The following is a 21,726-nucleotide window of genomic DNA, read 5'->3' as shown; positions in this document are numbered from 1 at the left end:
TTCCCGGCCCCGGAGGCAGCAGTGGTGGTCAGCTGGGGTTGTCCGGCTGACGCTGGGTGTCGTTTCCCGGCCTCGGAAGCAGCGGTGGTGGTCAGCCGGGTTGTCTGGCTGACGCTGGGTGTCGTTTCCGGGCCCCGGAGGCAGCGGTGGTGGTCAGCCGGATTGATGGTGGCGGCGGGAGCAGGGTTCAAGGGGCGGGCCGGTCGGCTTCCGGCGGGAGGCGGGCTTCGATCTCGGCCTCGACGGCCAGCAGCACCAGCGGCGGGCCCGGCTGGAGCAGGCCGCCGAGCAGGGCCATCTGCTGGCAGGGGATGACCTCGTAGGTTTGTTCACCCCGGAGAATCCGCAGGAACCACCTGCTCGACGACGCGTCACGCTCCAGGCCGGTGATCTCGGCGTACGGGATGCGATAGGTCGAGGTGATCCAATGCTGGGTGATCGCCTCATCGTCGATGACGGTGCGCACCCGGCAGCCGCCGATCAGGAAGGCGGCGAAGGCGGTCAGTGGCACCAGGATGAGAAAAGCCTTGGCCACGGCCGCGATGCTCGCCTCGCGGAACACATAGCCGACGACCGGGACGGCGAAACCGATCGTGAACAGCAGGACCACCGCGCTCCAGGCGAGCCACGGCCGGTAGCGGTAGGTGCGGGACGGCATCCCGCCATGCTGGCGGATGATCGCGAGCCGGTGGGGGCACGGGGGGAGAGGTGGAACGGTGGGGGCGCCCGGCCGGGCGCCCCCACCGGAGGGGATCAGCGCAGCGCGTGCGAGCCGGAGTCCGCCGTGGCCGCGGCGGCCTTGGCGGCGGCCGGGGCCGGTACGGCGAAGTCCGCCCGGGTACGTGCAAGCGTGTAGGTCGCGTGCGCGGCCGCGTCGCCGAGCTCGCTCAGGGCCCGCTTGTTCAGGTTGCGGATGTCGTCGCAGGCCTCGTGGTAGCACGGGTCGTACGGCTCGCCCGCGGTGCCGCCGTACTCGGCCGCCTGCTCCGGCGTCTTGACGCCCTCGGCGCCGCTGAACAGGCCGCCGGCCGGGATGCCGACCGCGATGAACGGGCCGTAGTCCGAGCGGCCGTCGAACGCGGTGGGCTCGCTGGCCAGGCCCTGCCCGGTGAAGTAGTCGGTGAAGATCTTCTCGATGTCACCGGAGCCGGCCGGGCCCTCGGTGCCGGTGTCCGAGCCGTCGCCGTCGTAGACGAAGCGCACGTAGTTCGGCGAGCCGACCATGTCGAAGTTCAGGTTGGCGAAGATCGTCTTCTGCTGCGCCTCGCTGAGCTGGGCCACGTAGTGCTCCGAGCCGAGCAGCCCGGCCTCCTCGGCGCCCCAGAACGCGAACCGCAGCTGCTGCCGCGGCTTGATCTTCAGCTTGGCGATCTGCTCGGCGATCTCCAGGATGGTGGCGGTGCCGCTGCCGTTGTCGTTGATGCCCGGACCGGCCGCCACCGAGTCGAGGTGGGCGCCGACCACGAGCACCCGCTCGTCGTCGCCGCTGCGGCTGTCCGCGATGATGTTGCTGGTCGTGGCGCCCTCGCGGGTCTCGGTGCTGGTCTGCACCCGGACCGTCACGGTCCCGGCCTCGGCGGCGTCGAGCGCGCTGCCGTCGGCGAAGCTCAGGCCCACCACCGGGATGGTGAAGATCGCGCCCAGGGTGCCGGTGAGCAGCTCGTCGCGGCCCGGCTGGCCCTCGTTGAAAATGATCACCGCGTCGTAACCGGCGGCCTGCGCGTTCTGCGCCTTGACCGAGAAGTCACAGCCACCACGCTGGATCAGGGCGATCTGCGGCGCGGTCGCCGACGCCGGGGTGAAGTCGGTTACCGCGCACCCGGCGGCCGAGCTGGGCTCGGGGGTCGGCGGCAGCACGTTGTTCAGCGCGGGGACGACCTGGCCGGTCACGTCGCCGGTGCCGGAGTAGTCGAAGGTGTGCGTCTCGTAGGCCGGCCCGGCCGGGGACACCCGGGTGAGCTGGGCGGGCGCGAGCTCGCGGTAGAACGGGAAGGTGAACTTCTGCTCGGAGACGCGGTAGCCCGCCTTACGCAGCACGCTCTTCACATAGGCGGCACTCGCGTCGTACCCCGGCGTGCCGGAGGCGCGGGTGTCGTCGTTGCGGTCGGCGATCTTCTGGAACGCCCGCAGGTGGTCCAGGACGCCGTTCACGGTCACCGCCTCGCGGAGCCGTTTGCTGCTGTTGTCGTGGTGCCCGCCCGCGATCGCCGGTTGTGGGGCGAGGGTCGCGAGCAGCGTCGCGATGACGGGGATGGCCAGTTTGCGCAAGGGGATCTCCTCTGTATGGCAACAGTGGCATCGAGGGTGGTCAGCGGGCCGAGATTAACCGACCTGGATCAATGGCGAAAGCGGAGCGGCGTGGTCGTGTCACTCTTGGTGGGTCGGCAAGTGGACAGCAGGTCGGAGGAGAGCATGTCCGAGGCGAGCTTCGCACGGCCGCGCAGTGAGAGTTTCGAGTACGCGGGAGCAGTCATCGAAATGGTGGATGCCACCACGTTGCTCGCCGCGGCCCGGGTGAACCCGGTCGAGTTGCTGCGCCGCGCGACCTGGCCGGCGCCGGTGCAGCGGGTCGACCTGACGGTCGCCGGTGCGGACGACCCCGCCGGCCCGGTACACGTGTTCACCGCCCTGATCAGTGCCCGCGCCGAGGAGATGTCCACTGAGCGGATGCGCAAGCTGGTGCTCGGCCAGGACCCGCTCGGCGTGCTGCTGGCGAAACGGATCGCCGCGGGGGACCCGGTGGCCACCCGCATCGTGGACGGTGTCGGTACTGCGGCTGCGGCCGCGTACCGAAAATTGGGTCTTGATCGTCCCTCCGGCCCGGCGGCCGGGCGCGAACCCGGCGTGCTCGCCGACGCCGCCGTGGGGTTGCAGGCGACCGTGACCTATGAGGACGAGGGGACCGTGGCCCGCCTGGAGGCCCGTGTGCCGCGCGACGACGTCGGCCCGGACCATCTGCGCGCCTTCGTCACCCTGACGCTGCAGGCGGTGATCGAGCTGACCAGCCCGGACGCTCTGCGCGGCCGGCGCTATGTGATCAGCCGCGAGTCCCTGCCGAAGGCGCCGGTCACCACCCAGGCGGTCACCCTGGACATGGTCGGCGGGCTCGCCGACGTGGTCGCCGAGCTGCGCCAGATCGCGGTGTCGTTCCGGCATCCGGAGGCCATGGCACGGTGGGGCGCGCGCCGGCCGCAGGGCATTCTGATGTACGGGCCACCCGGCACCGGCAAGACGATGCTCTCCCGGGCGCTGGCCAACGAGATCGGCGCCGACTTCCGGGAGATCCGCACGCCGGAGATCCTCGACAAGTGGCTGGGCGGGTCGGAGCGCAACATCAAGCAGATCTTCCGCGACGCCCGCCGCTACCGGGTGCCGACCCTGATGCTGTTCGACGAGTTCGACTCGATCGTCAGCTACGCGGGCGCCGGCGGCGACGCGGCCAGCCAGGCGCTGAACGCGGTCGCCGGCATCTTCAAGCAGGAGATGAACGATCTGATCGAGGCGAACCCCAACGTGATCGTGGTGGCGACCACGAATTTCCCGCACCGGGTGGACGAGTCGCTGATCCGGTCCGGCCGGTTCGACATCAAGATCAGCGTGCCGAAACCGGACGAGGTGAGCCGCGCCGAGATCTTCCGCAAGATGATCCGCGGGCTGATCGCGGCGCACGAGAACCCGGACTTCCGGATGTTCGCCGAGGACCTCGACGCGCCCGCGCTGGGCGTGGCCAGCACCGGCATGACCGGCGCGGACATCAAGGAGGTGCTGCGCCGGGTGCAGCTGGCCAAGGCGATGCAGGAGGCCCGCAGCGGAACGGCCGGGCCGATCACCCAGCAGGAGCTGCTCGACGCGGTCCGCGACCTGCGCGGCCGCGCCTGAGCTAGGCGGGCATCGCCCGCTCGACGATCGCCGCGGTGTCGACGCCGGGCGGCAGGGTGCCGAAGGTCTGTCCCCAGTCGCCGCCGAGGCGGCTGGCGCAGAACGCGTCGGCGACCGCGGCCGGCGCGTGCCGGACCAGCAGCGAACCCTGCAGGACCAGGGCCATCCGCTCGACCACCCGGCGGGCCCGGGTCTCCGGGTCAGTGCGGTCGGCGAGCCGCTCGCGCAGGTCGGCGATCGCCGCGTCCAGGCGCCGGTCGGCGCCGGCGGCCGCACCCACCTCGGCCAGGAACGCCTCCACGCTCTCCGGGCTGCGCTGCATCGCCCGCAGCACGTCGAGGGCCTGCACGTTGCCGGACCCCTCCCAGATCGAGTTGAGCGGCGCGTCGCGGTAGAGCCGGGGCAGACCGGAGTCCTCGACGTAGCCGTTGCCGCCCAGGCACTCCAGCGCCTCGCCGACGACGGCCGGCTGGCGCTTGCACACCCAGAACTTGCCGACCGGGATGGCCAGCCGCCGGAACGCCTGCTCGTCGCGGTCGACCGCGCCGGCCAGCCGGATCGCCAGCGCGGTCGCCGCCTCGGACTCGACGGCCAGGTCGGCGAGCACGTTGCGCATCGCGGGCTTGGCGATCAGCGGGCCACCGAACGCGCTGCGATGCCGCGCGTGGTGGATCGCCGGTACGAGCGCCGCGCGCATCCCGGAGGCGGAGCCGATCACACAGTCCAGCCGGGTCATCGCGACCATCTCGATGATCGTCCGTACGCCCTGGCCCTCGCCGCCGACCAGCCAGGCGGTGGTGCCGTCGAACTCCGGCTCGCTGCTGGCGTTGCTGCGGTTGCCGAGCTTGTCCTTGAGCCGCTGGATGCGGAACACGTTGCGGGTCCCGTCCGGCAGGATCCGGGGGGCCAGGAAGCAGGAGAGCCCGCCCGGCGCCTGCGCGAGGACCAGGAACAGGTCGCACATCGGGGCGCTGGTGAACCACTTGTGGCCGCGCAGCAGCCACGTGCCGTCGCCGGCCGGGGTGGCGGTGGTGGTGTTGGCCCGCACGTCCGAGCCGCCCTGTTTCTCGGTCATGCCCATGCCGGCGAGCAGGCCGCGCTTCTGTGTGGGCGTGCGCAGGCCGGGATCGTACGCCCGGCTGGTGAGCAGCGGCTCGTAGACGGCGGCGAGATCCGGGTTCTGCCGCAGGGCGGGGACCACGGCGTAGGTCATCGAGACCGGGCAGCCGTGCCCGGCCTCAACCTGCGACCACACATAGAAGGCGGCGGCCCGGGCGACGTGCGCGCCGGGACGGGTGTCGGCCCAGGCGGCGCCGGCCAGCCCCTCGCCGACGGCGACGTCCATCAGCCGGTGCCAGGACGGGTGGAACTCGACCTCGTCGAGGCGGTGGCCGTACCGGTCGTGGGTCTGCAGGCGGGGCTCGTACCGATTGGCCTCGTCCGCCCAGCGCTGGGCCTCGGCGCCGCCGGCGAGCTTGCCGAGCCGGTGCAGATCGCCGGCGGCCCAGCCGGCGCCCTCCCGCTCGGCCGCCTCCAGCAGCGCCGCGTCGGCGGCGACGTCGTGGTCGAGCAGGAGCGGCGGCTGGTTGAACACCTCGTGCGTAGCGGTCACCCGCCGGAATCTACTCGCCGGTAGCCCGCTCAGCGATGGCCCGGACGTGCCGAACGTAACGGTGTGGGGGCTGCGCCGAGCGTACGGTTCCGGCCGCTCGCGGCTCTGCGGCGCGGTGAGCTGATCCCGACCATCGGCCTGCTCGTGGTCATGCTGGTCATGCGACGCGGCCCGCGGCGTGGACGCGGTCCGCTCCTCGGTGCACGACATCAACGCCGGGGCGGGCGCCGCGCACGCCGCCACCGAGCAGATGGCCGACCACGCCGCGCAGGCCGACCGGGCGGCCGAGGCGCTGACCGTCAGCCTGCCGGCGATCCGCAACGCGATCAAGCAGGTCAACGAGCTGGGCAGCGGCGCGGCGCCGGACCCACAGGTGCTTCGCAGCCGGGGTGTGGGGTAATAGGCCGCCATGCGGCCCGACCACGAGACCACCCTAGAGGTACGCACGACCGCGGCGGTCGCGGCGGCGGCGATCCTGCTCGTCCCGTTCGCGCTGATCGCCGCGCTGGTCGCCGGGCAGTACACGCCCCTGCACGACCTCGACGCCCGGATCACCGACCGGCTCCACCAGGTCGCCCTGGACCATCCGGGCTGGGCCGGCGCCATGGAGTGGTGGAGCCTGATCTTCCACCCGACGACGTGGCGGATCGCGGCGGCGCTGCTGGCGATCTGGTTGTGGCGGCGGCACGCGCGACCGTTGGCCGTCTGGGTGGTCGCCACGGTGGCGGCGGGTGCGCTGCTCGGCGTACTCCTCAAGCTTCTGTTCGGAAGGCACCGCCCGGACCTGCTGGATCCGGTGGCGCAAGCCACCGGCTACGCGTTCCCGTCCGGCCATGCGATGACCAATGCGCTCGGCGCGGCCGTGTTCCTCATGGTGCTGCTGCCGCTGCTGCGCGACCGCCCGCTCGCCCGCGCCGCCCTCTGGCTGGCCGCGGTGCTGATCCCGCTGGTCACCGCGTACACCCGGGTCGGCCTCGGCGTGCACTGGACCAGCGACGTGACGGCCGGCCTGCTGCTGGGCGTCGCCCTGCCGGCCCTCTCCGTCCTCGCCTTCCCGCGCCGGTTCAGCGGGACCCGTGTCGCTGAGAGCGTGCCTGGGTAGAGAGCGGTTCGTGCTGACCGTCACCGCTCAAACCCTCAAGCGGGTCGTGCTGCCGATCGCTGCCCTGCTGCTGTTCATGATCGGGCTCGGGATCCTGCTGACCCGGGCTGCCGCGCACCTGTGGCCACTGACCATCGAGGACAGCGTGAACCGGGAGTTCGCCGGCGACCGCACCGAGACCCTCGACGACATCTCGCATCTGGTCAGCGGGGTGGCCGACACGCCCCGGATCATCGGTGTGACCGCCGCCGCCGCGCTGGTGCTCTGGCTGGTGCTGCGCCGCTGGCGCGAGCCGGCCTTCCTGTGCCTGGCGGTGACCGCGCAGGCACTGGTCTTCTACTTCACCACCAAGGCGATCGACCGGCCCCGCCCCGCGGTGCAGCGGCTCGACGAGTCGCCGCCGACCTCCAGCTTCCCGTCCGGGCACACATCGGCGGCGGTCGCCCTCTACCTGGGCCTCGCGGTCCTGCTCGCCGGGCTGGCACGGCACACCTGGCTCAAGGCGCTGTGCTGGGCGCTGATCCTGGTGCCGCTCGGGGTGGCGATGGCCCGGATGTACCGGGGCATGCACCACCCGAGCGACGTCGTCGCCGCCTTCATCAACGGCACCACCTGCGTGATCGTGATGTCGCGCGCGTTCCTGGACCGGCACGTGCGCGCCTGGCGGCTGCAGATCCCCGGCCCACGCCGGCCGGCGCCCGTCCCGGTGGCCCGGCCGGCCGGCTGAGCGGAGGTCAGCTGTAGCGCAGCTGCGGGGCGTCGATCTCTTCCCAGCGGGCCCGCAGCTCGGCGACCAGCGCCGGGTGCCTGGCGGCCAGGTTGGCCTGCTCGCGCGGGTCGTTCTCCAGGTCGTACAGGGCGTCGGCGCCGGTCGCGCTCAGCCGCAGGTACTTCCACTTGCCGCGGCGCAGCGCCCGGTTCGAGCGGGTGCGCCAGAACAGGTCCCGCTCCGGGGCCTTGGCGCCGCGCAGCAGATAGCCGGCCAGGCTGGCGCCGTCGAGCGGGTAGTCCGGGTGCGGCTTCGCCCCGGCGATCTCCAGCAGCGTGGCGGTCCAGTCGTGGGTGACCAGCGGGACGTGACTGACCTGGCCACTGCGGATCCGGGCCGGCCAGCGCAGGATGGTGGGCACCCGGATGCCGCCCTCGCTGAGGCTGGCCTTGTTGCCGGAGAGCGGCCAGTTGTACGAGAACCGCTCGCCGCCGTTGTCGCTCTGGAACACCACGACCGTGTCGCGTTCCTGGCCGGTGTCACGCAGCGCCCCGAGCACCTGGCCGATCCGCCGGTCCAGGTTCTCCACCATCTTCTTGTAGGTCTCCAGCGACCCGCCGTCACGGTGGAAGAGGGCCTGCCCGTCGCCGGCCTTGATCCGGGCGGTGATCTCCTCGCTCACCGCCCGGTCGCCGGGCGCCTCCCACGGCCAGTGCGGGCTGGTGAAGTTCAGGTTCAGCAGCCACGGCTTTTTGTGGTCGCGGCGCACGAACTGCTCGGCCCGGTCGGCGATGACGTCGGTGTAGTACCGCCCGTCGTTCTCGGCCGGGGTCTCGCCCTCGTAGAGGTCGTAGCCGTCGAGCGTGTACTTCGAGTAGTAGTCGACACCACCGGAGTAGTTGCCGAAGAACTCGTCCCAGCCGACCCGCAGCGGGCTGAAGTGCGGCAGGAACCCGCCGTGCCACTTGCCGATCAGGGCGGTGGCGTAGCCGGCCTCCTTCAGCAACGAGGCCAGCGTCGGATGCGAGGCCGGGATGCCGTCGCGCTCGTTGGCACTGCCGATCGGCTCGGGCAGGCCGCCGGGCGTGCGGCCCGGGTAGCGACCGGTGTAGAACGCGACCCGGGTGGGGGAGCAGACCGCGCCGGCCGAATACCCGTCGGTGAAGCGGACCCCGGCCTTGGCCAGCCGGTCCAGGTGCGGCGTCTCGATGTTCGGCGACCCGTAGCTGCTCAGGTCCGCCCAGCCGAGGTCGTCGGCCAGGATGAACAGGATGTTGGGCCGCTTCGAGGAGCCGGGCTTCGCCTGGAAGGGGCGCTCCTCGGCGCCACCGGCGAAGGCTGGTTCGGCGGTCAGGGTGGTCGCGGCGGCGGCGCCGGCGAGCGCGCCGAACACGCCGCGCCGGGTGGTCCCACGGTTGGTCACGATGTCTCCAGTGGATCAGGGGAAGCCGAGATTATCGATCGATCCGGTAGGAGTAAAGGGTGATCCCGGTCCTTGGGCCGCCGCGCTGGAGACCGGCTGCCAGGGCGGCCAGGCCCAGCAGCAGCACCACGATGAACAGGGCCGGCCCGGACCGGTCCCAGTCGGCGTAGCCCTTCCAGGCCTCGGGTTCGTCCTCGTGGGCGGTGTCCACGAGATGCGCCGTCGGTGGCTGCTGAGGCAGGGCGAAGTCCACCTCGTACTGGGTCGTAGTGCTCAGCGATGCCCCCAGGTCTGCCGCCATCGATGTGTCCAGGCCCGCCGTCATCGACCACGTTTCGGTGGGCTCCTCGATCGGCTGGCCCGACACCAGGTCGTTCCCGCCCGCGGCGGTCAGCGCGCCGAAACCCACCACCAGCACCGGCAGCAGGGCCACAGCGGCAGCGCGCAGCGGCCCCCGCCGGACGAGCCCGGCGTTCACCGCGAAGCCGAGCAGAATCAGGGCGGTGGCCGGCGCCAGCAGGACGGTGGCGCGATCCAGCAGGTCCGGGCCGGTCAGCCACGGTACGAGCGGCTGCTGCCACAGCATCTCCCAGGTGATGCCGCCGACCAGCAGGGCAAACGGGGCGGCGGGCAGGAGCCGTCTCTTGCTCCACCGGTCGACCCGGGCCAGGACGGAGCCGGCGAGAGCGGCGACCGCGCCGGTGACCAGGCCGATCGCGGCGAGTTCGTGGCCCGCGCCGAGCGCGCTGTCGTCGGGACGGTAGTAGCCACCGGCCTGCGACTCCGCGACTACGACGGCCGCGGTCAGGAGGGAAAGGCCGGCGAGCAACAGCTGTTCCGGGCGGCTCCGGTGCGAGGTCGAGCCGGCCAGGGCGTACGCCAGCAGAGCGGCCATGGTCGCGGTGCCGTTGAACGGCAGCAGGCCGTGACCGGCCAGGAGGAGGCCGGCGACCTCGAGGACGGCGAAGGCCAGGAACCACTGGGCCGGTCGGTTCGGAGTGCGCACCTGAGCATGATCCGCACGGTGCTACAGAATCGCAATCCTTCCGGCATCCAGTGCAAATCAGCCAAAAGGTCGGGCCGAGTCTCGCGTCGGGGTGCCGGCCAGCGCGGTGATGGCTGCGTCGATGCGGTGGCGGAGGCGGTCGTCGGCCCACGACGGATCATCGAGGCCGGCGGTGGGGATGCGTTCGTCGCGGTCGGCCAACTCGGTCAGGGCCGGGATCGCGGTGCGGGCGGCGATGGCGACCAGCGTGTCCAAGGCCTGGTGGGCAGACGTGCGGCCGGCGGCGATGGTGTCGACGAGGGGGTCCGCCAGGTCGGCGGGGGAGACGCCCAAGCGATGGAGAGCGCGCGCCGCGCCACTTCGTGCGGACGGCTCGGATTTCAGCAGTTTGTGCAGCTCGGGCTGGAGGTCGTGGCCGGTGCCCAGCTCGGCGAGAAGGGTGGCTGCGTCGCCGGCCGGGGCGAAGCCGGCCCGGACCACCGCGCGCAGGGTGGGCAACACCAGGTCCGGGTCCGCGCCGGCCCGCCATGCGAGTCGTGCGGCCGCTACCTGCTCGCGGCGGAGCTCGTGATGTTCCGCGGCGGCGGTTCCGGTGAGCCATCCGGCGAGGGCGGGCAGCAGGACTGCGGCTGCCGGGCCGGCGTCGGCGATCAGGTCGAGTTCGTAGGCGACGTGGCGGGAATTCCCGGTGAGCAGGATCGTGGCGGCGGTGACCAGCGGGACGGCGTTGCCGGTCAGTTTCAGCACGGCGTGACCGGCGCGGACGTCGCCGTGCTCGGCCCGCTCGGTGAGGGCGGGCACGGCGGGAAGCGCGGCCGGGCCGAACGCGGCGAGAGCGCCTGCGGCGGCGACGGGGAACTGCGGCAGGACGGCGATCAACTCCGGGATCGCGCCGGCGGCGGCCGGGCCCCATGCGGCCAGCACCCGGATCAGGTCGGCGGTGGCGTTGCTCGCCGCCCAGGGATCGGACGGCCCGGTTGGCGCGGGCCGGGTGGGCGCGGGCGCGGCTATCCGGTGCCGGATGGCGGTGAAGAGCGCCGGGTCGAAGGGTGGCGGTTCGAGGCCGGAGAAGATGTCCGGAGCGGCGCCGGCGTCCCAGGCCGTGAGCAATGCCTCCCGGTAGCCGGGAGATCCGAGCCGGATCAGGATGCTGAGCGCCTGCCTGTCCCCGCTCGCCGCCGGTCCGGTCAGCGCATCGGCCAGCGGCGCGGCCGCCTCGCCGGCGGCCAGCGCGGCGGAACAGGCCGCCTCGCGTACCTGCGGATCGGGGTCGGACAGCGTCCGGACCACGGGGAGCAGGTCGGTCGCGGCGGAGCGGGAACGCCGGAAGCGGTCGCCCAGCGAGTAGGCCAGATGGGTCCGCGCCGCGGTGCCGCCGGACCGGGACATCGTGTCGGCCAGGACAGCGGCGGCTTCGGGGGTGGCCGTGCGGAAGACCCGATGCCAAGCGGAGCGTGCGCCGGACCAGGGGTTGTCGTGCGGCTCGATCCGGGCGAAGGCGTCGGCCACCGGTTGCCGGGCGCCGGGTGGCAGCGAGTGGCCGGCTCGCGTTGTGGCCAGGGCGGCAGCGACCCGGATCTGCGGCGACGGGTCATGGAACGCGGTGGCGAGCAGCGAAGCGGTGGCGGTGGGATCAAGCATCATGAGACCCGGGAGCAGGGTCGCGCGTACCCCCGGATCTGTCTCGGTCTCCCAGTGCTCGCGCAACGTGTCGTAGGTGTGCGGGCCGCTCCACGCCGCCGCGTATGCGGCGTGGCGCCGGATCGCCGGATCCGGATCGGCCAGCAGCGGCAGCAAGGGCCCGCTGTGCACCGCGACCGCGGCCCGGACCAGGGGTTGCGCGGCCCCGTCGGCCTGCTCGGGATCGCACAGCGCGCCCAGCAGGCGCAGCAGGTGATCGCGCTGGTGGACGCCGTCGGTGGTGGCCAGCTCGATCAGGAACGGGACAGCCTCGGCGGTCACCGGGTAGACGGTGCCCTGGTGCCAGAAGCTGGAGGCGAACTCGTACCGGCCCTCGCCGGCGACCTCCGGATCGGGTGAGGCGATCGCCCGCAGGATGTCCGGCGCCTCGGTGCACGGGCCGTAGGCGCCGTCGAGCGACTCCCAGTCGATGTTGTCGATCCCGATGAGCACCGGATCACGGTACGCGGTGCGAGCATGAGGGCATGACGAAGCTGAGTGGACAGGAGATCGCGGACCGGTCGCCCGCGGGGTGGGTCTATCTGCCGGGGGCGCTGCGGACCCGGCTGCGGACCGGAAGCTTTGCCGCCGGGCTGAAGCTGGTGAACGCGATCGGTGCGGCGGCCGAGGCGGCGGATCACCATCCGGACCTGGACCTGCGGTACACGTACCTGGACGTGTCGCTGTTCAGCCACGACGTGGGCGAGGTGACCGCGCGTGATCTGCGGCTGGCGGCGACGATCAGCGAGCTGGCCGCGGAGGCCGGGGTGGTGGCGGAGTCGGCCGGGGTGGTGCGGCTCGAGCTGGGGCTGGACAGCCCGGCGTACTCACGGGTGCTGCCGTTCTGGCAGGCGCTGCTCGGGTTGGAGCACCGCACCAGCGAGTTCGGTGACGAGCTGAACGACCCGGCCGGGCTGCTGCCGGCGGTGTGGTTCCAGGAGTCGGGTGACGAGGAGCCGCGGCAGCGCTGGCACCCGGACCTGTGGGTGGATCCGTCCGAGGTGCAGCCCCGCATCGATGCCGCGATCAAGGCCGGCGGCAGCCTGGTCAGCGACGCCGAGTCACCCAGTTTCTGGGTGCTAGCCGATCCGGAGGGCAACAAGGTCTGCCTGTGCACCTGGCAGAGCCGGAGCTAGAGCTTTGTAGGGACAGGGTCTGCAGGCTGGAACCGAGAAGCAGACCCTGACCCGAGAAGGTCGATAGACGCGACGAGGCGGGGTGGCCCGAGCCACCCCGCCTCGCCTCACAGATCAGGCCGCGACAGTAGCCTGATCAGTGACCGGAGCCGCCGACCCGCCGGACAGGTGCCGAAGGTAGGCCGGGAGGGTCAGGAACTCCGGGCAGGTCCGCTCGGTGAGCAGGACCACGAGCAGGGTCCGCGCCTGGCCGAAGCACCGGGCCGCGTCCTCGTCCAGGGCACCTGTCTCGCTGAGCACATCGAGCTCCTCGCGCAGCATCCGGGTGACCAGGGCGGCGGTCACCGGCACGCCGTAGTCGGTCGGGGTGCCCGAGGAGATCCACTGCCAGAGCTGCGCGCGGCAGATCTCGGCGGTGGCGGCGTCCTCCATCAGGCCGCCGAGCGCGACCGCGCCGCGCCCGCCCAGCCAGGCGGCGATGTAGCGCAGCGCCACGCTGCAGTTGTTGCGCAACGCCACCTCGCTGACGGTGACGTCGGTCGACCGGATGCCCAGCAGGTCGGCGGCGGTGACCCGCACGTCGTCGCGCTTGCGCACGATCTGGTGCGGCTCGGCGCCGAGCCACTGGTCGAACACCTCTCGGCAGGTCTCGACCAGGCCGGGGTGCGCCACCCAGGAGCCGTCGAAGCCGTCGCCGACCTCGCGCCGCTTGTCCTGGCGGACCTGGTTGAGTGCCCGCTTCGCGGCCACCGGGTCACGGCTGGGCACGACGGCGGCCATGCCGCCGATCGCGTGGGCGCCGCGCTTGTGGCAGGTCCTGACGAGCAATTCGGTGTACGCCCGCATGAACGGCGCCGTCATGGTGACCTGGGACCGCTCGGGCAGGACCACGTCCGGCCGGTTCTTGATCATGCTGAACAGGTAGTCCCAGCGTCCCGCGTTGAGTCCGGCCGAGTGCTCGCGCAGCTCGTACAGAATCTCCTCCATCTCGAACGCCGCGTTGATCGTCTCGATCAGCACGGTGGCCCGGATGGTGCCGCGCGGGATGCCGAGGTATTCCTGCGCGTAGACGAAGACGTCGTTCCAGAGGCGGGCCTCCAGGTGCGACTCCAGCTTCGGCAGGTAGAAGTACGGTCCGCTGCCCCGGTCGATCTGCTTCTGCCCGCAGTGGAACAGGTACAGACCGAAGTCGAACAGCGAGGCCGACACGGCCCGGCCGCCGATCCGCAGGTGACACTCCGGCAGGTGCCAGCCCCGCGGCCGGACCATGATCGTCGGAACCTGGTCGCCGATCTCGTACCGGCGGCCGTCAGCCGCGGTGAAATCGAGGGTGCCGTCCAGGGCGTCGCGCAGGTTGAGCTGGCCGAGAACCACGTTCTCCCAGGTGGGGGAGGTGGCGTCCTCGAAGTCTGCCATCCAGACCTTCGCGCCGGAGTTGAGCGCGTTGATGGTCATCTTGCGCTCCGGCGGACCGGTGATCTCCACCCGCCGGTCGGTGAGGTCCGGCGCGGCCGGGGCGACCTGCCATGACAGGTCGTCCCGGACGTGCTGGGTGGAGGCGAGGAAGTCCAGGTCGGTGGTGCGGGTGGCCCGGCGGCGCCGGCGGCGCTCCAGCAGCTGCACCCGGCGGGCGCCGAACTCGCGGTCAAGCGCCACGATCAACTCGACGGCCTCGGGAGTCAGGATCTCGGAGTAACGGCCGGCGGTCGTACCGGTGATGGTGATCTCTTCGGCGCCCATTGTTCCTACCCGTCTTCCCTTAGAACTGCTCGGCCTCGGTGGAACCGGAGAGGGCGGTGGTGCTGCTCTCCGGGTTGAGCGCGGTGGAGACGGCGTCGAAGTAACCGGTGCCGACCTCGGCCTGGTGCTTCGTGGCGGTGTAGCCGTCGGCCTCGGCCGCGAACTCGGCCTCCTGCAGCTTCACGTAGGCCGTCATGCCGGTCTCGGCGTAGCCCTTGGCCAGCTCGAACATCGAGTGGTTGAGGGCGTGGAAGCCGGCCAGGGTGACGAACTGGAACTTGTAGCCCATCGCGCCGAGCTCCTTCTGGAACCGGGCGATGTCGGCGTCGTCGAGGTTGCGCTTCCAGTTGAACGACGGCGAGCAGTTGTACGCGAGCATCTTGCCCGGGTGCTTGGCGTGCACGGCCTCGGCGAACCGCTTGGCGAACTCCAGGTCCGGCTTGCCGGTCTCGACCCAGAGCAGGTCGGCGTAGTCGGCGTAGGCCACACCGCGGGCGATCGCCGACTCCTCACCGGGACGCACCCGGAAGAAGCCCTCGGCGGTGCGCTCGCCGGTGAGGAACGGCTGGTCGCGCTCGTCCACGTCGGTGGTGAGCAGGTCCGCCGCCAGGGCGTCGGTCCGGGCGATCACCAGGGTGGGCACGCCGGCCACGTCGGCTGCGAGGCGGGCGGCGTTGAGCGTACGGATGTGCTGCTGGGTCGGGATCAGAACTTTGCCGCCGAGGTGGCCGCACTTCTTCTCGCTGGCCAGCTGGTCCTCCCAGTGCACGCCCGCGGCACCGGCCGCGATCATGCCCTTCATCAGCTCGAACGCGTTGAGCGGGCCACCGAACCCGGCCTCCGCGTCGGCGACGATCGGGGCGAACCAGTCACGCTCATACTTGCCGTTCGAGGTGTCGATCTGGTCGGCGCGGATCAGCGCGTTGTTGATCCGGCGGACCACCGCGGGCACCGAGTTCGCCGGGTAGAGCGACTGGTCCGGGTAGGTGTGGCCGGAGAGGTTCGCGTCCGCCGCGACCTGCCATCCGGACAGGTAGATCGCCTTCAGGCCGGCGCGCACCATCTGGGTCGCCTGGCCGCCGCTCAGCGCGCCGAGCGCGTTGATGTAGTCCTCGGTGTGCAGCAGCTCCCACAGCTTGGCGGCGCCACGCTCCGCAAGAGTGTGCCGCTCCTGGAGAGTGCCCCGCAGCTTCACGACGTCCTGCGCGGTGTAGTCGCGCTTGACGCCGGTCCAACGGGGGTCGCCGGCCCATTCCCGAGTGAGGTCCGCAGCGGTACCGCCCCTGGTTTGGTTCAGCTCAGTCATCGAAAGATCCCTTTCCTGCCCTGTCGCGTTCTTCCGGGTGGAAGAACTTCACTCTCACGGATCACACAAGCCCCTTTGAAGGGCTTCCGGGGGAGAAGAAGCTCGTTTTTTCTGCTAGGTTGAAACACGTGACCGCTTCACCTTCCCCCGAGGCTCCCGTCGATCTGGTGACGCTCGGGCAGCGCCTGCGACACCTGCGCCGCACTCGTGGCATGACACTTGACCAGCTCAGCGACGCTGTCGGCCGGGCGCCGTCCCAGCTGTCGCTGATCGAGAACGGGAAGCGGGAGCCGAAGCTGTCGGTGCTCCAGGCGATCGCGAGCGCCCTCGGCGTGCCGATGCAGGATCTTCTGCGCCCGGAGGCGCCGAGCCGCCGCGCCGGGCTGGAGATCGACCTGGCGCACTTCCAGAAGAGCCCGGCCTACGTCGCCCTCGGTCTTCCCGCGGTGCGAGCCGGGCGCCGCTTGCCGGCCGACGCCCTGGAGTCCCTGATCGGGCTGCACCGCGAGCTCAACCGGCTGCACACCGAGCAGAGCGCGACGCCCGAGGTGGCCCGGCGCGCCAACGCGCAGCTGCGCGCCGACATGCGCCGGCGCAACAACTACTTCGCCGAGATCGAGCAGGCCGCGGCCAAGGTCCTGCAATCGGTACGGCACACGACCGGCCCGCTGTCGCAGCGCGGGATCCTCGACATCGCGGCCCAGATCGGGTTCAGCCTGCACTACGTGAACGACCTGCCCACCTCGACCCGCTCGGTCACCGACCTGAAGAACCGGCGGATCTACCTGCCACAGGTGGCCAGCGGCAAGGGGCACGACCCGCGCGCGGTGGTGCTGCAGACGCTCGGGCACTTCGTGCTCGGCCACAACAACCCGGCCGACTACGGCGACTTCCTGCGCCAGCGGGTCGAGGTCAACTACTTCGCCGCGGCGCTGCTCATGCCGGAGAAGTTCGCCGTCGAGTTCCTCACCGAGGCGAAAGCCGACCGGGCACTGGCGATCGACGACTTCCGGGACGCCTTCGGGGTGTCGTATGAGACGGCCGCGCACCGGTTCACCAACCTGGCCACCCACCATTTCGGCATCCCGGTGCACTTCGCCCGGGTGCACGAGAGCGGCATCGTCTACAAGGCGTATGAGAACGACAACGTGCGCTTCCCGTCCGACGTGACCGGCGCGATCGAGGGGCAGCCGGTGTGCCGCAAGTGGGCGTCGCGCACGGTTTTCGAGGCCGACGACCCCTATTCGTCGTTCTACCAGTTCACCGACACGACCGCGGGGACGTACTGGTGCACCGTCCACGTCGAGGCGACCAGCTCGGGGCTGTTCTCGGTCACCGTCGGCACGCCTTATGAGCATGCCCGCTGGTTCCGGGGTGGGGATGTGACCGGGCGGACCGTCTCGAACTGCCCGGACCCGGACTGCTGCCGGCGACCACCCACCGACCTGGTGAACCGCTGGGCCGGCAACGCCTGGCCGAGTGCGCGCGTGCACTCACATCTGCTTGCCGCGCTGCCACCGGGCACCTTCCCGGGCGTGGACAACCGCGACGTCTACGACTTCCTGGACCGTCGCGCCTGACCTTTGCGGTGGGGCGATACTTCGCCGGATTTCGCGCTGTCGGCTCAATCCGCGGGAGGTGCAGCATTGTTCGTCACCGCGTCGTCGAAGGCCTTCCGGTGCTCCCGGATGTAGGCGGCGTCGCCCAGATATTGGCGGTGGTGGCCGTCGGCGAGGTGGCCGGCGAAAGCGGCGTTGCCGCCGGCGGCCTCGGCGTGCATGTGGTCGACCAGCCACTGGATTCGGGCCACCACGGTGTCGATCAAGGCCGCGCGGTCGGGCCGGGACAGGCCGTAGCTGTCGCAGAACAGGCGCAGGCGGGAAGCCTGCGAAGAGACCGTACCGAAGCCGTCCGAGTTGTCCGGCGCGGCCAGCGGCACCCAGCGGTAGGCGGCGAAGGCCACGTCCCACAGCCGCGGCCCGGGCATCGCGTAGTCGAAGTCGATCACACCGGTGACCCGGTCGCCGGTGAGGACGCAATTGTGCGGGGCGTAGTCGCCGTGGCAGATCACCTCGACCGGCTCGCGGGCCGGGACCTGCCAGCCGTCGCGGGGTGCCGACAGCGCGAAATCTGCCACGGCGTCGTGGTAGGCGCGCAGCAGCGAAGCGGCGGTGACCAGGGCGGAGGTCGATGCGGCAGCCGGGGTGGGCGGGTAGTTGGAGACCTCGCCGGGCAGGAAGTCCAGGATCTCGTGGCCGTCGGCCGTCACTCCGTGGAAGCGGGGCGTCCCGGCGAACCGGTCGAGATGCCGGAGCAGGTCGTGCACGCGTGGCGACCAGGAGCCGGTGGGTCGGCGTACCCGGTCACCGGCCCGGACCACCTGGTTGACGCCGCCCGCGAGGATCTCCTCCATGCCGTTGATCTTAGACCCTAAAGAATCCTTAACAGTATTTACTGTTAACAGCCTTTAATTTACGTTGGTGAACACGTCGTCCCCTAAGGAGCAACGTATGAGGCGCAGGTTCACCCTTCCGGCCATGACCGTCGCGGCGGTCACCGGATCTCTGTTCGTGGCCGTCTCCCCGGCGTCCGCGCACGGATACATCTCATCCCCGCCCAGCCGTCAGGCCAACTGCGCGAGCGGCGCGGTCTCGGGCTGCGGCGACATCGTGTACGAACCGCAGAGCGTCGAGCAGCCGAAGGGCTCGAAGCAGTGCAACGGAGGCGGCAGCCGTTTCACTGTGCTCAACGACAACAGCAAGAGCTGGCCGGCCGCGTCGGTCGGCCAGAACGTCACCTTCAACTGGGTGCTCACCGCCCGGCATTCGACGGCGACGTGGGAGTACTTCATCGGCGACACGCTGCTGGCCTCCTTCAACGACGGTGGCGCGCAGCCGGGGGCGACCAAGTCGCACACGGTCAACATGAAGGGCTTCAGCGGACGGCAGACGGTTCTCGCCCGGTGGAACATCTCGGACACCGTGAACGCGTTCTACTCGTGCGTGGACCTGAACATCGGCGGCGGCACCACGAACCCGACGCCGACGCCGACGGCCACCAGCAGCCCGACGCCGCGGCCGACGGCGACGACGAACCCGCCCACCCCGACGCCGACGGCGACGACCAACCCGGGCGCGACGTCCTGGGCGGCGGGTACGGCGTACAAGGTCGGTGACCGGGTGACGTTCAACGGCCGGTCCTACCAGTGCCGGCAGGCGCACACCGCGATCACCGGGTGGGAGCCTCCGTACGTCGCGGCGCTGTGGACCGCTCTGTAACAGGTGTGGGCGGCCCGGTTCGCCGGGCCGCCCTGGCCCTGTTCCTGCTGGCCCTGCTGGTCGCGGGGTGCGGTGGGCAGCAGCAGGAGACGGCTGCGCACAACGACACCGACGCGATGTTCCTGCAGATGAGCCTGGCCCAGATCGGCGAGGGGCAGCAGGTGGCCGCCGTCGCCGAGGAACAGGCGGCGAACCCGGAGATCCGCGCGATCGCGGCCGAATTGCTCGGGCAGTGGCGTACCGAGAGCGACACCATGCGCGCCTGGCTGCTCAGCTGGCAGCGCCCGGTCGAGGCCGACCCGTCCGCCGGGGTGCACGCCGGGCACGGCGACCTGCACTCGCTGCGCGAGGAGGACGTGGCGGCGTTGCGGTCGGCGAAAGGCGCCGACTTCGATCGGACCGCGGTGGCGCTGCTGCTCGGCAACCTGCACAACGGCATGGAGACGATCCGGATGGAGAGCGAGGGCGGCGCCTATCCGCCGGCCGTGCAACTGGCCGGCCAGATGACCGAGTCCCGGCAGCAGCAGATCCAGCGCCTGCTCGCGCTGGCCTCAGCCGCCTGACGATCAGCGCCCGGCGAGACGCGAGGCCGGCGTGCGGCCGGCGCGCGGCATGCGGCGGTGCCCCAGCGGGCGTGAGGCCGGCGCGCGGCGGTGCCCCAGCGGGCGTGAGGCCGGCGCGCGGCGGTGCCCCGCGGGCGTGCGGCCGGCGTGCGGCGGTGCCCGGCGGGGGTGAGGCCGGCCGCGGCGGTGCCGGCGGGCGTGAGGCCGGCGTGCGGCGGTGCCCGGCGGGCGTGAGGCCGGCCGCGGCGTGCGGCGCCAGTCGATGTCTTGGGGAGCGCGAGGCCGGCCGCGACCCGCGGTGGGGCCCGGGTACGGTCGGCGCATGCCCGAGTTGATCGCGCCGACGGTTCGTCTGCACGCCGCGTGGATCGAGTCCCACGACGAGTGGGGCCGGGGCGTGCACCAGCCCGGCGCCGGCCTGCGGCCCGATGTCGACGTCGACTCGCCGGCCGGCTTCGCCTCGTGGGTGGCGCGGCTGCTGGTCGAGGAGGACACCTCGATCCCGGCGGCGGAAGGGCTGGTGCACTGCACCTACCGGTGGATCGTGGACGGTGACCGCCTGCTCGGCACGATCTCGCTGCGGCACGAGCTCAACGACTTTCTCCTCGAGGCCGGCGGCAACATCGGTTACGGCATCCGCCCGTCCGAGCGCCGCCGCGGCCTGGCCACCTTCGCGCTCGGCGAGATGCTCACCGAGGCCCGCAAACTCGGCCTCGACCGGGTGATGGTCAGCTGCGACGTGGACAACCTCGCCTCGGCGCGCACGATCCGACGCCACGGCGGCGTCCTCGAGGACATCCGGGACACCTCGATCGGCACGGTCAAACGCTTCTGGATCAATCTTTAGTACGCGCGACGAAAGTCCCGCCCACCCAAGCGATCACCTGCCACTCCAGGCCGAAGCGCCCCTGCCGGGCTTACCCAGCCGGTCCAGCCGGCCAGCCCCTCAGGACCGCTTCAGCGGGCAGGAAACAGCCCTGAGTGCCGGCCGGGCAGTTCGGGCTGGTTCTCACGGCTGTCTCGGAGGGCAGGAAACAGCCGTGAGCGCCAGCCGGGCAGACCGGGCTGGTTCTCACGGCTGTCTCGGAAGGCAGGAAACAGCCGTGGGCGCCAGCCGGGCAGTCCGGCTGGCTGCCGAAGCTGTTCTCGTGGGCGAAACGACACTGAGCGTCAGCCGGGCAGCTTGGCTGGCTGCCAGGGCTGTTCTCGTGGGCGGGAAACGACCGTGAGGGCCGGCTGGAGGTGAGGGTGAGCCCGGCGCGGGCGCTGGGGCCTGGACCACCTGGGTGGTCGCTTCGTAGTGGGGGACGGGCACGGTTTGCGGGGACGGGCTAGGCGTACCGATGGTTGGTCAGAGGGGTTGCGGGGAGCGCGGTGACGGTCTCCTCGAGGATGCGCAGCAGCGTGCCCACCAGGGGGTTGGGCCGGCGGCGCCGGGCTGTGGCGACGCCGACGTAGCGGCAGGGGCCGGGTGGGGCGAGGCGGGCGGCCGTCAGGCCGGAATGATCGGCGGTGAGGGCGACCTCGGGGATCATGCTGATGCCGATGCCGGCGCGGACGAGTGACTGGGCGAACTGGTAGTCGGTGCCGCGGCAGGCGGTGCGGACCTGGAAGCCGGCCATCGCCGCGTAGTGGTCGAGCAGCTCGCCGACGATCATGCAGCCGTGCACCCAGCGTTCGCCGGCCAGTTCGGCGACGGTGACCGAGGTGCGGCCGGCGAGGTGGTGGCCGGCGGGCAGGACGATCCACATCGGGTCCTCGAGCAGCGGCGCCCAGGACAGCCCGGAGCGGTCGCCGGGACGCACCGGCGGCGGGCCGTCGAAGTGGTAGGCCAGGGCGACGTCGGCGGAGCCGGTGCGGACCAGCGGCAGCGCCTCCTCCGGCTCGCTCTCGATCACGGTCAGCTCGACGCCGGGATGCGAGGCGGTGAACCGGGTGAGGGCCGGCGGGAGCAGGCGCTGGCCGCCGCTGGTGAAGGTGGCGACGGTGAGCCGCTCGGTGCGGGCGGTGGCCAGCTGGGCGATCTCGCGTTCGGCGCAGAGCAGCTCGGCGGCGATCGCCTCGGCGGTCTCGACCAGCACCCGGCCGGCGTCAGTCAGCTCGACGCCGCGGGTGCTGCGCCGCACCACCGGGGTGCCGACGGTCCGCTCCAGGGCGCTGATCTGCTGGGACACCGCGGACGGGGTGAGCCGCAGCTCAGCGGCCGCGCGGTTGAAGCTGCCCTGCCGGGCCACCTCGGTCAGCACCTGGAGACGCCGCGAGTCGATCATCAGTTTTCCTTAACACCGCATC

At 71.6% G+C, this 21,726-nt stretch carries 19 protein-coding genes; 9 read left to right on the top strand and 10 right to left on the bottom strand.

Translation table 11 applies throughout. The features are described from left to right. Positions 1-187: 187 nt before the first annotated feature. A complete protein-coding gene (locus OHA21_RS22270) occupies positions 188-658 on the bottom strand; it encodes a hypothetical protein (protein ID WP_328476587.1) in 471 nt (156 codons plus the stop codon). 95 nt (positions 659-753) lie between these two features. Then, a complete protein-coding gene (locus tag OHA21_RS22265; protein WP_328476585.1) occupies positions 754-2,268 on the bottom strand; it encodes a M28 family metallopeptidase in 1,515 nt (504 codons plus the stop codon). A 144-nt stretch (positions 2,269-2,412) separates the two neighbouring features. Here OHA21_RS22265 and OHA21_RS22260 point away from each other — a divergent pair, with 144 nt between their 5' ends. Next, positions 2,413-3,879 (top strand): ATP-binding protein, encoded by a 1,467-nt coding sequence (locus OHA21_RS22260; protein ID WP_328476583.1) that lies wholly within the window; start codon positions 2,413-2,415, stop codon positions 3,877-3,879. Between the two features lies 1 nt (position 3,880). Here OHA21_RS22260 and OHA21_RS22255 read toward each other — a convergent pair whose 3' ends face one another. Next, a complete protein-coding gene (locus OHA21_RS22255; protein ID WP_328476581.1) occupies positions 3,881-5,491 on the bottom strand; it encodes an acyl-CoA dehydrogenase family protein in 1,611 nt (536 codons plus the stop codon). A 178-nt stretch (positions 5,492-5,669) separates the two neighbouring features. Between OHA21_RS22255 and OHA21_RS22250 the strand changes: the two genes are divergently transcribed. The 3 genes from OHA21_RS22250 to OHA21_RS22240 are packed head-to-tail and all read left to right on the top strand — an operon-like array spanning position 5,670 to position 7,320. After that, on the top strand, positions 5,670-5,891 hold the full coding sequence (locus tag OHA21_RS22250) for a hypothetical protein (protein WP_328476579.1): 222 nt from the start codon (positions 5,670-5,672) through the stop codon (positions 5,889-5,891). A gap of 9 nt (positions 5,892-5,900) precedes the next feature. Next, positions 5,901-6,593: a phosphatase PAP2 family protein gene (locus tag OHA21_RS22245; RefSeq protein ID WP_328476577.1), complete on the top strand. Its 693-nt coding sequence runs from the start codon at positions 5,901-5,903 to the stop codon at positions 6,591-6,593. A gap of 10 nt (positions 6,594-6,603) precedes the next feature. Then, positions 6,604-7,320 carry a phosphatase PAP2 family protein gene (locus OHA21_RS22240; protein WP_328476575.1) on the top strand — a complete coding sequence of 239 codons (717 nt, stop codon included), beginning with the start codon at positions 6,604-6,606 and terminating at the stop codon, positions 7,318-7,320. A 7-nt stretch (positions 7,321-7,327) separates the two neighbouring features. Here OHA21_RS22240 and OHA21_RS22235 read toward each other — a convergent pair whose 3' ends face one another. The 3 genes from OHA21_RS22235 to OHA21_RS22225 are packed head-to-tail and all read right to left on the bottom strand — an operon-like array spanning position 7,328 to position 11,864. Next, on the bottom strand, positions 7,328-8,725 hold the full coding sequence (locus tag OHA21_RS22235) for a sulfatase-like hydrolase/transferase (RefSeq protein WP_328476573.1): 1,398 nt from the start codon (positions 8,723-8,725) through the stop codon (positions 7,328-7,330). A 31-nt stretch (positions 8,726-8,756) separates the two neighbouring features. Further along, on the bottom strand, positions 8,757-9,731 hold the full coding sequence (locus OHA21_RS22230; protein WP_328476571.1) for a hypothetical protein: 975 nt from the start codon (positions 9,729-9,731) through the stop codon (positions 8,757-8,759). Between the two features lie 57 nt (positions 9,732-9,788). Beyond that, positions 9,789-11,864: a hypothetical protein gene (locus OHA21_RS22225; protein ID WP_328476569.1), complete on the bottom strand. Its 2,076-nt coding sequence runs from the start codon at positions 11,862-11,864 to the stop codon at positions 9,789-9,791. Between the two features lie 32 nt (positions 11,865-11,896). Here OHA21_RS22225 and OHA21_RS22220 point away from each other — a divergent pair, with 32 nt between their 5' ends. Next, a complete protein-coding gene (locus tag OHA21_RS22220; RefSeq protein WP_328476567.1) occupies positions 11,897-12,547 on the top strand; it encodes a VOC family protein in 651 nt (216 codons plus the stop codon). A 114-nt stretch (positions 12,548-12,661) separates the two neighbouring features. On the opposite strand, the gene aceB is transcribed toward OHA21_RS22220, so the two are convergent. Both aceB and aceA read right to left on the bottom strand, forming a co-directional pair. Then, positions 12,662-14,287, bottom strand: a complete 1,626-nt coding sequence (aceB, locus tag OHA21_RS22215; RefSeq protein ID WP_328476565.1) for a malate synthase A — start codon at positions 14,285-14,287, stop codon at positions 12,662-12,664. Positions 14,288-14,306: 19 nt separating this feature from the next. Beyond that, complete coding sequence (gene aceA, locus OHA21_RS22210) at positions 14,307-15,593, bottom strand: isocitrate lyase (protein WP_328476563.1); 1,287 nt, start codon at positions 15,591-15,593, stop codon at positions 14,307-14,309. Between the two features lie 128 nt (positions 15,594-15,721). Between aceA and OHA21_RS22205 the strand changes: the two genes are divergently transcribed. After that, positions 15,722-17,173, top strand: coding sequence for a helix-turn-helix domain-containing protein (locus tag OHA21_RS22205; RefSeq protein ID WP_328476562.1), 1,452 nt, complete (start codon positions 15,722-15,724; stop codon positions 17,171-17,173). A gap of 44 nt (positions 17,174-17,217) precedes the next feature. Here OHA21_RS22205 and OHA21_RS22200 read toward each other — a convergent pair whose 3' ends face one another. Then, positions 17,218-18,006 carry an aminoglycoside phosphotransferase family protein gene (locus tag OHA21_RS22200; protein WP_328476560.1) on the bottom strand — a complete coding sequence of 263 codons (789 nt, stop codon included), beginning with the start codon at positions 18,004-18,006 and terminating at the stop codon, positions 17,218-17,220. Between the two features lie 97 nt (positions 18,007-18,103). Here OHA21_RS22200 and OHA21_RS22195 point away from each other — a divergent pair, with 97 nt between their 5' ends. From OHA21_RS22195 to OHA21_RS22185, 3 genes are all read left to right on the top strand, one after another. Beyond that, on the top strand, positions 18,104-18,871 hold the full coding sequence (locus tag OHA21_RS22195; RefSeq protein WP_328476558.1) for a lytic polysaccharide monooxygenase: 768 nt from the start codon (positions 18,104-18,106) through the stop codon (positions 18,869-18,871). A 5-nt stretch (positions 18,872-18,876) separates the two neighbouring features. Continuing rightward, positions 18,877-19,434: a DUF305 domain-containing protein gene (locus OHA21_RS22190; RefSeq protein WP_328476556.1), complete on the top strand. Its 558-nt coding sequence runs from the start codon at positions 18,877-18,879 to the stop codon at positions 19,432-19,434. A gap of 322 nt (positions 19,435-19,756) precedes the next feature. Further along, positions 19,757-20,281, top strand: a complete 525-nt coding sequence (locus OHA21_RS22185) for a GNAT family N-acetyltransferase (protein ID WP_328476554.1) — start codon at positions 19,757-19,759, stop codon at positions 20,279-20,281. A 484-nt stretch (positions 20,282-20,765) separates the two neighbouring features. On the opposite strand, the gene OHA21_RS22180 is transcribed toward OHA21_RS22185, so the two are convergent. Further along, positions 20,766-21,704, bottom strand: a complete 939-nt coding sequence (locus tag OHA21_RS22180) for a LysR family transcriptional regulator (protein WP_328476552.1) — start codon at positions 21,702-21,704, stop codon at positions 20,766-20,768. Positions 21,705-21,726 lie beyond the last annotated feature (22 nt).

It is taken from the genome of Actinoplanes sp. NBC_00393 (assembly GCF_036053395.1).
GTDB lineage: Bacteria > Actinomycetota > Actinomycetes > Mycobacteriales > Micromonosporaceae > Actinoplanes.
The sequence above is the reverse complement of the archived record's forward strand: the minus strand, read 5'-3'. Positions and strand labels throughout refer to the sequence as shown.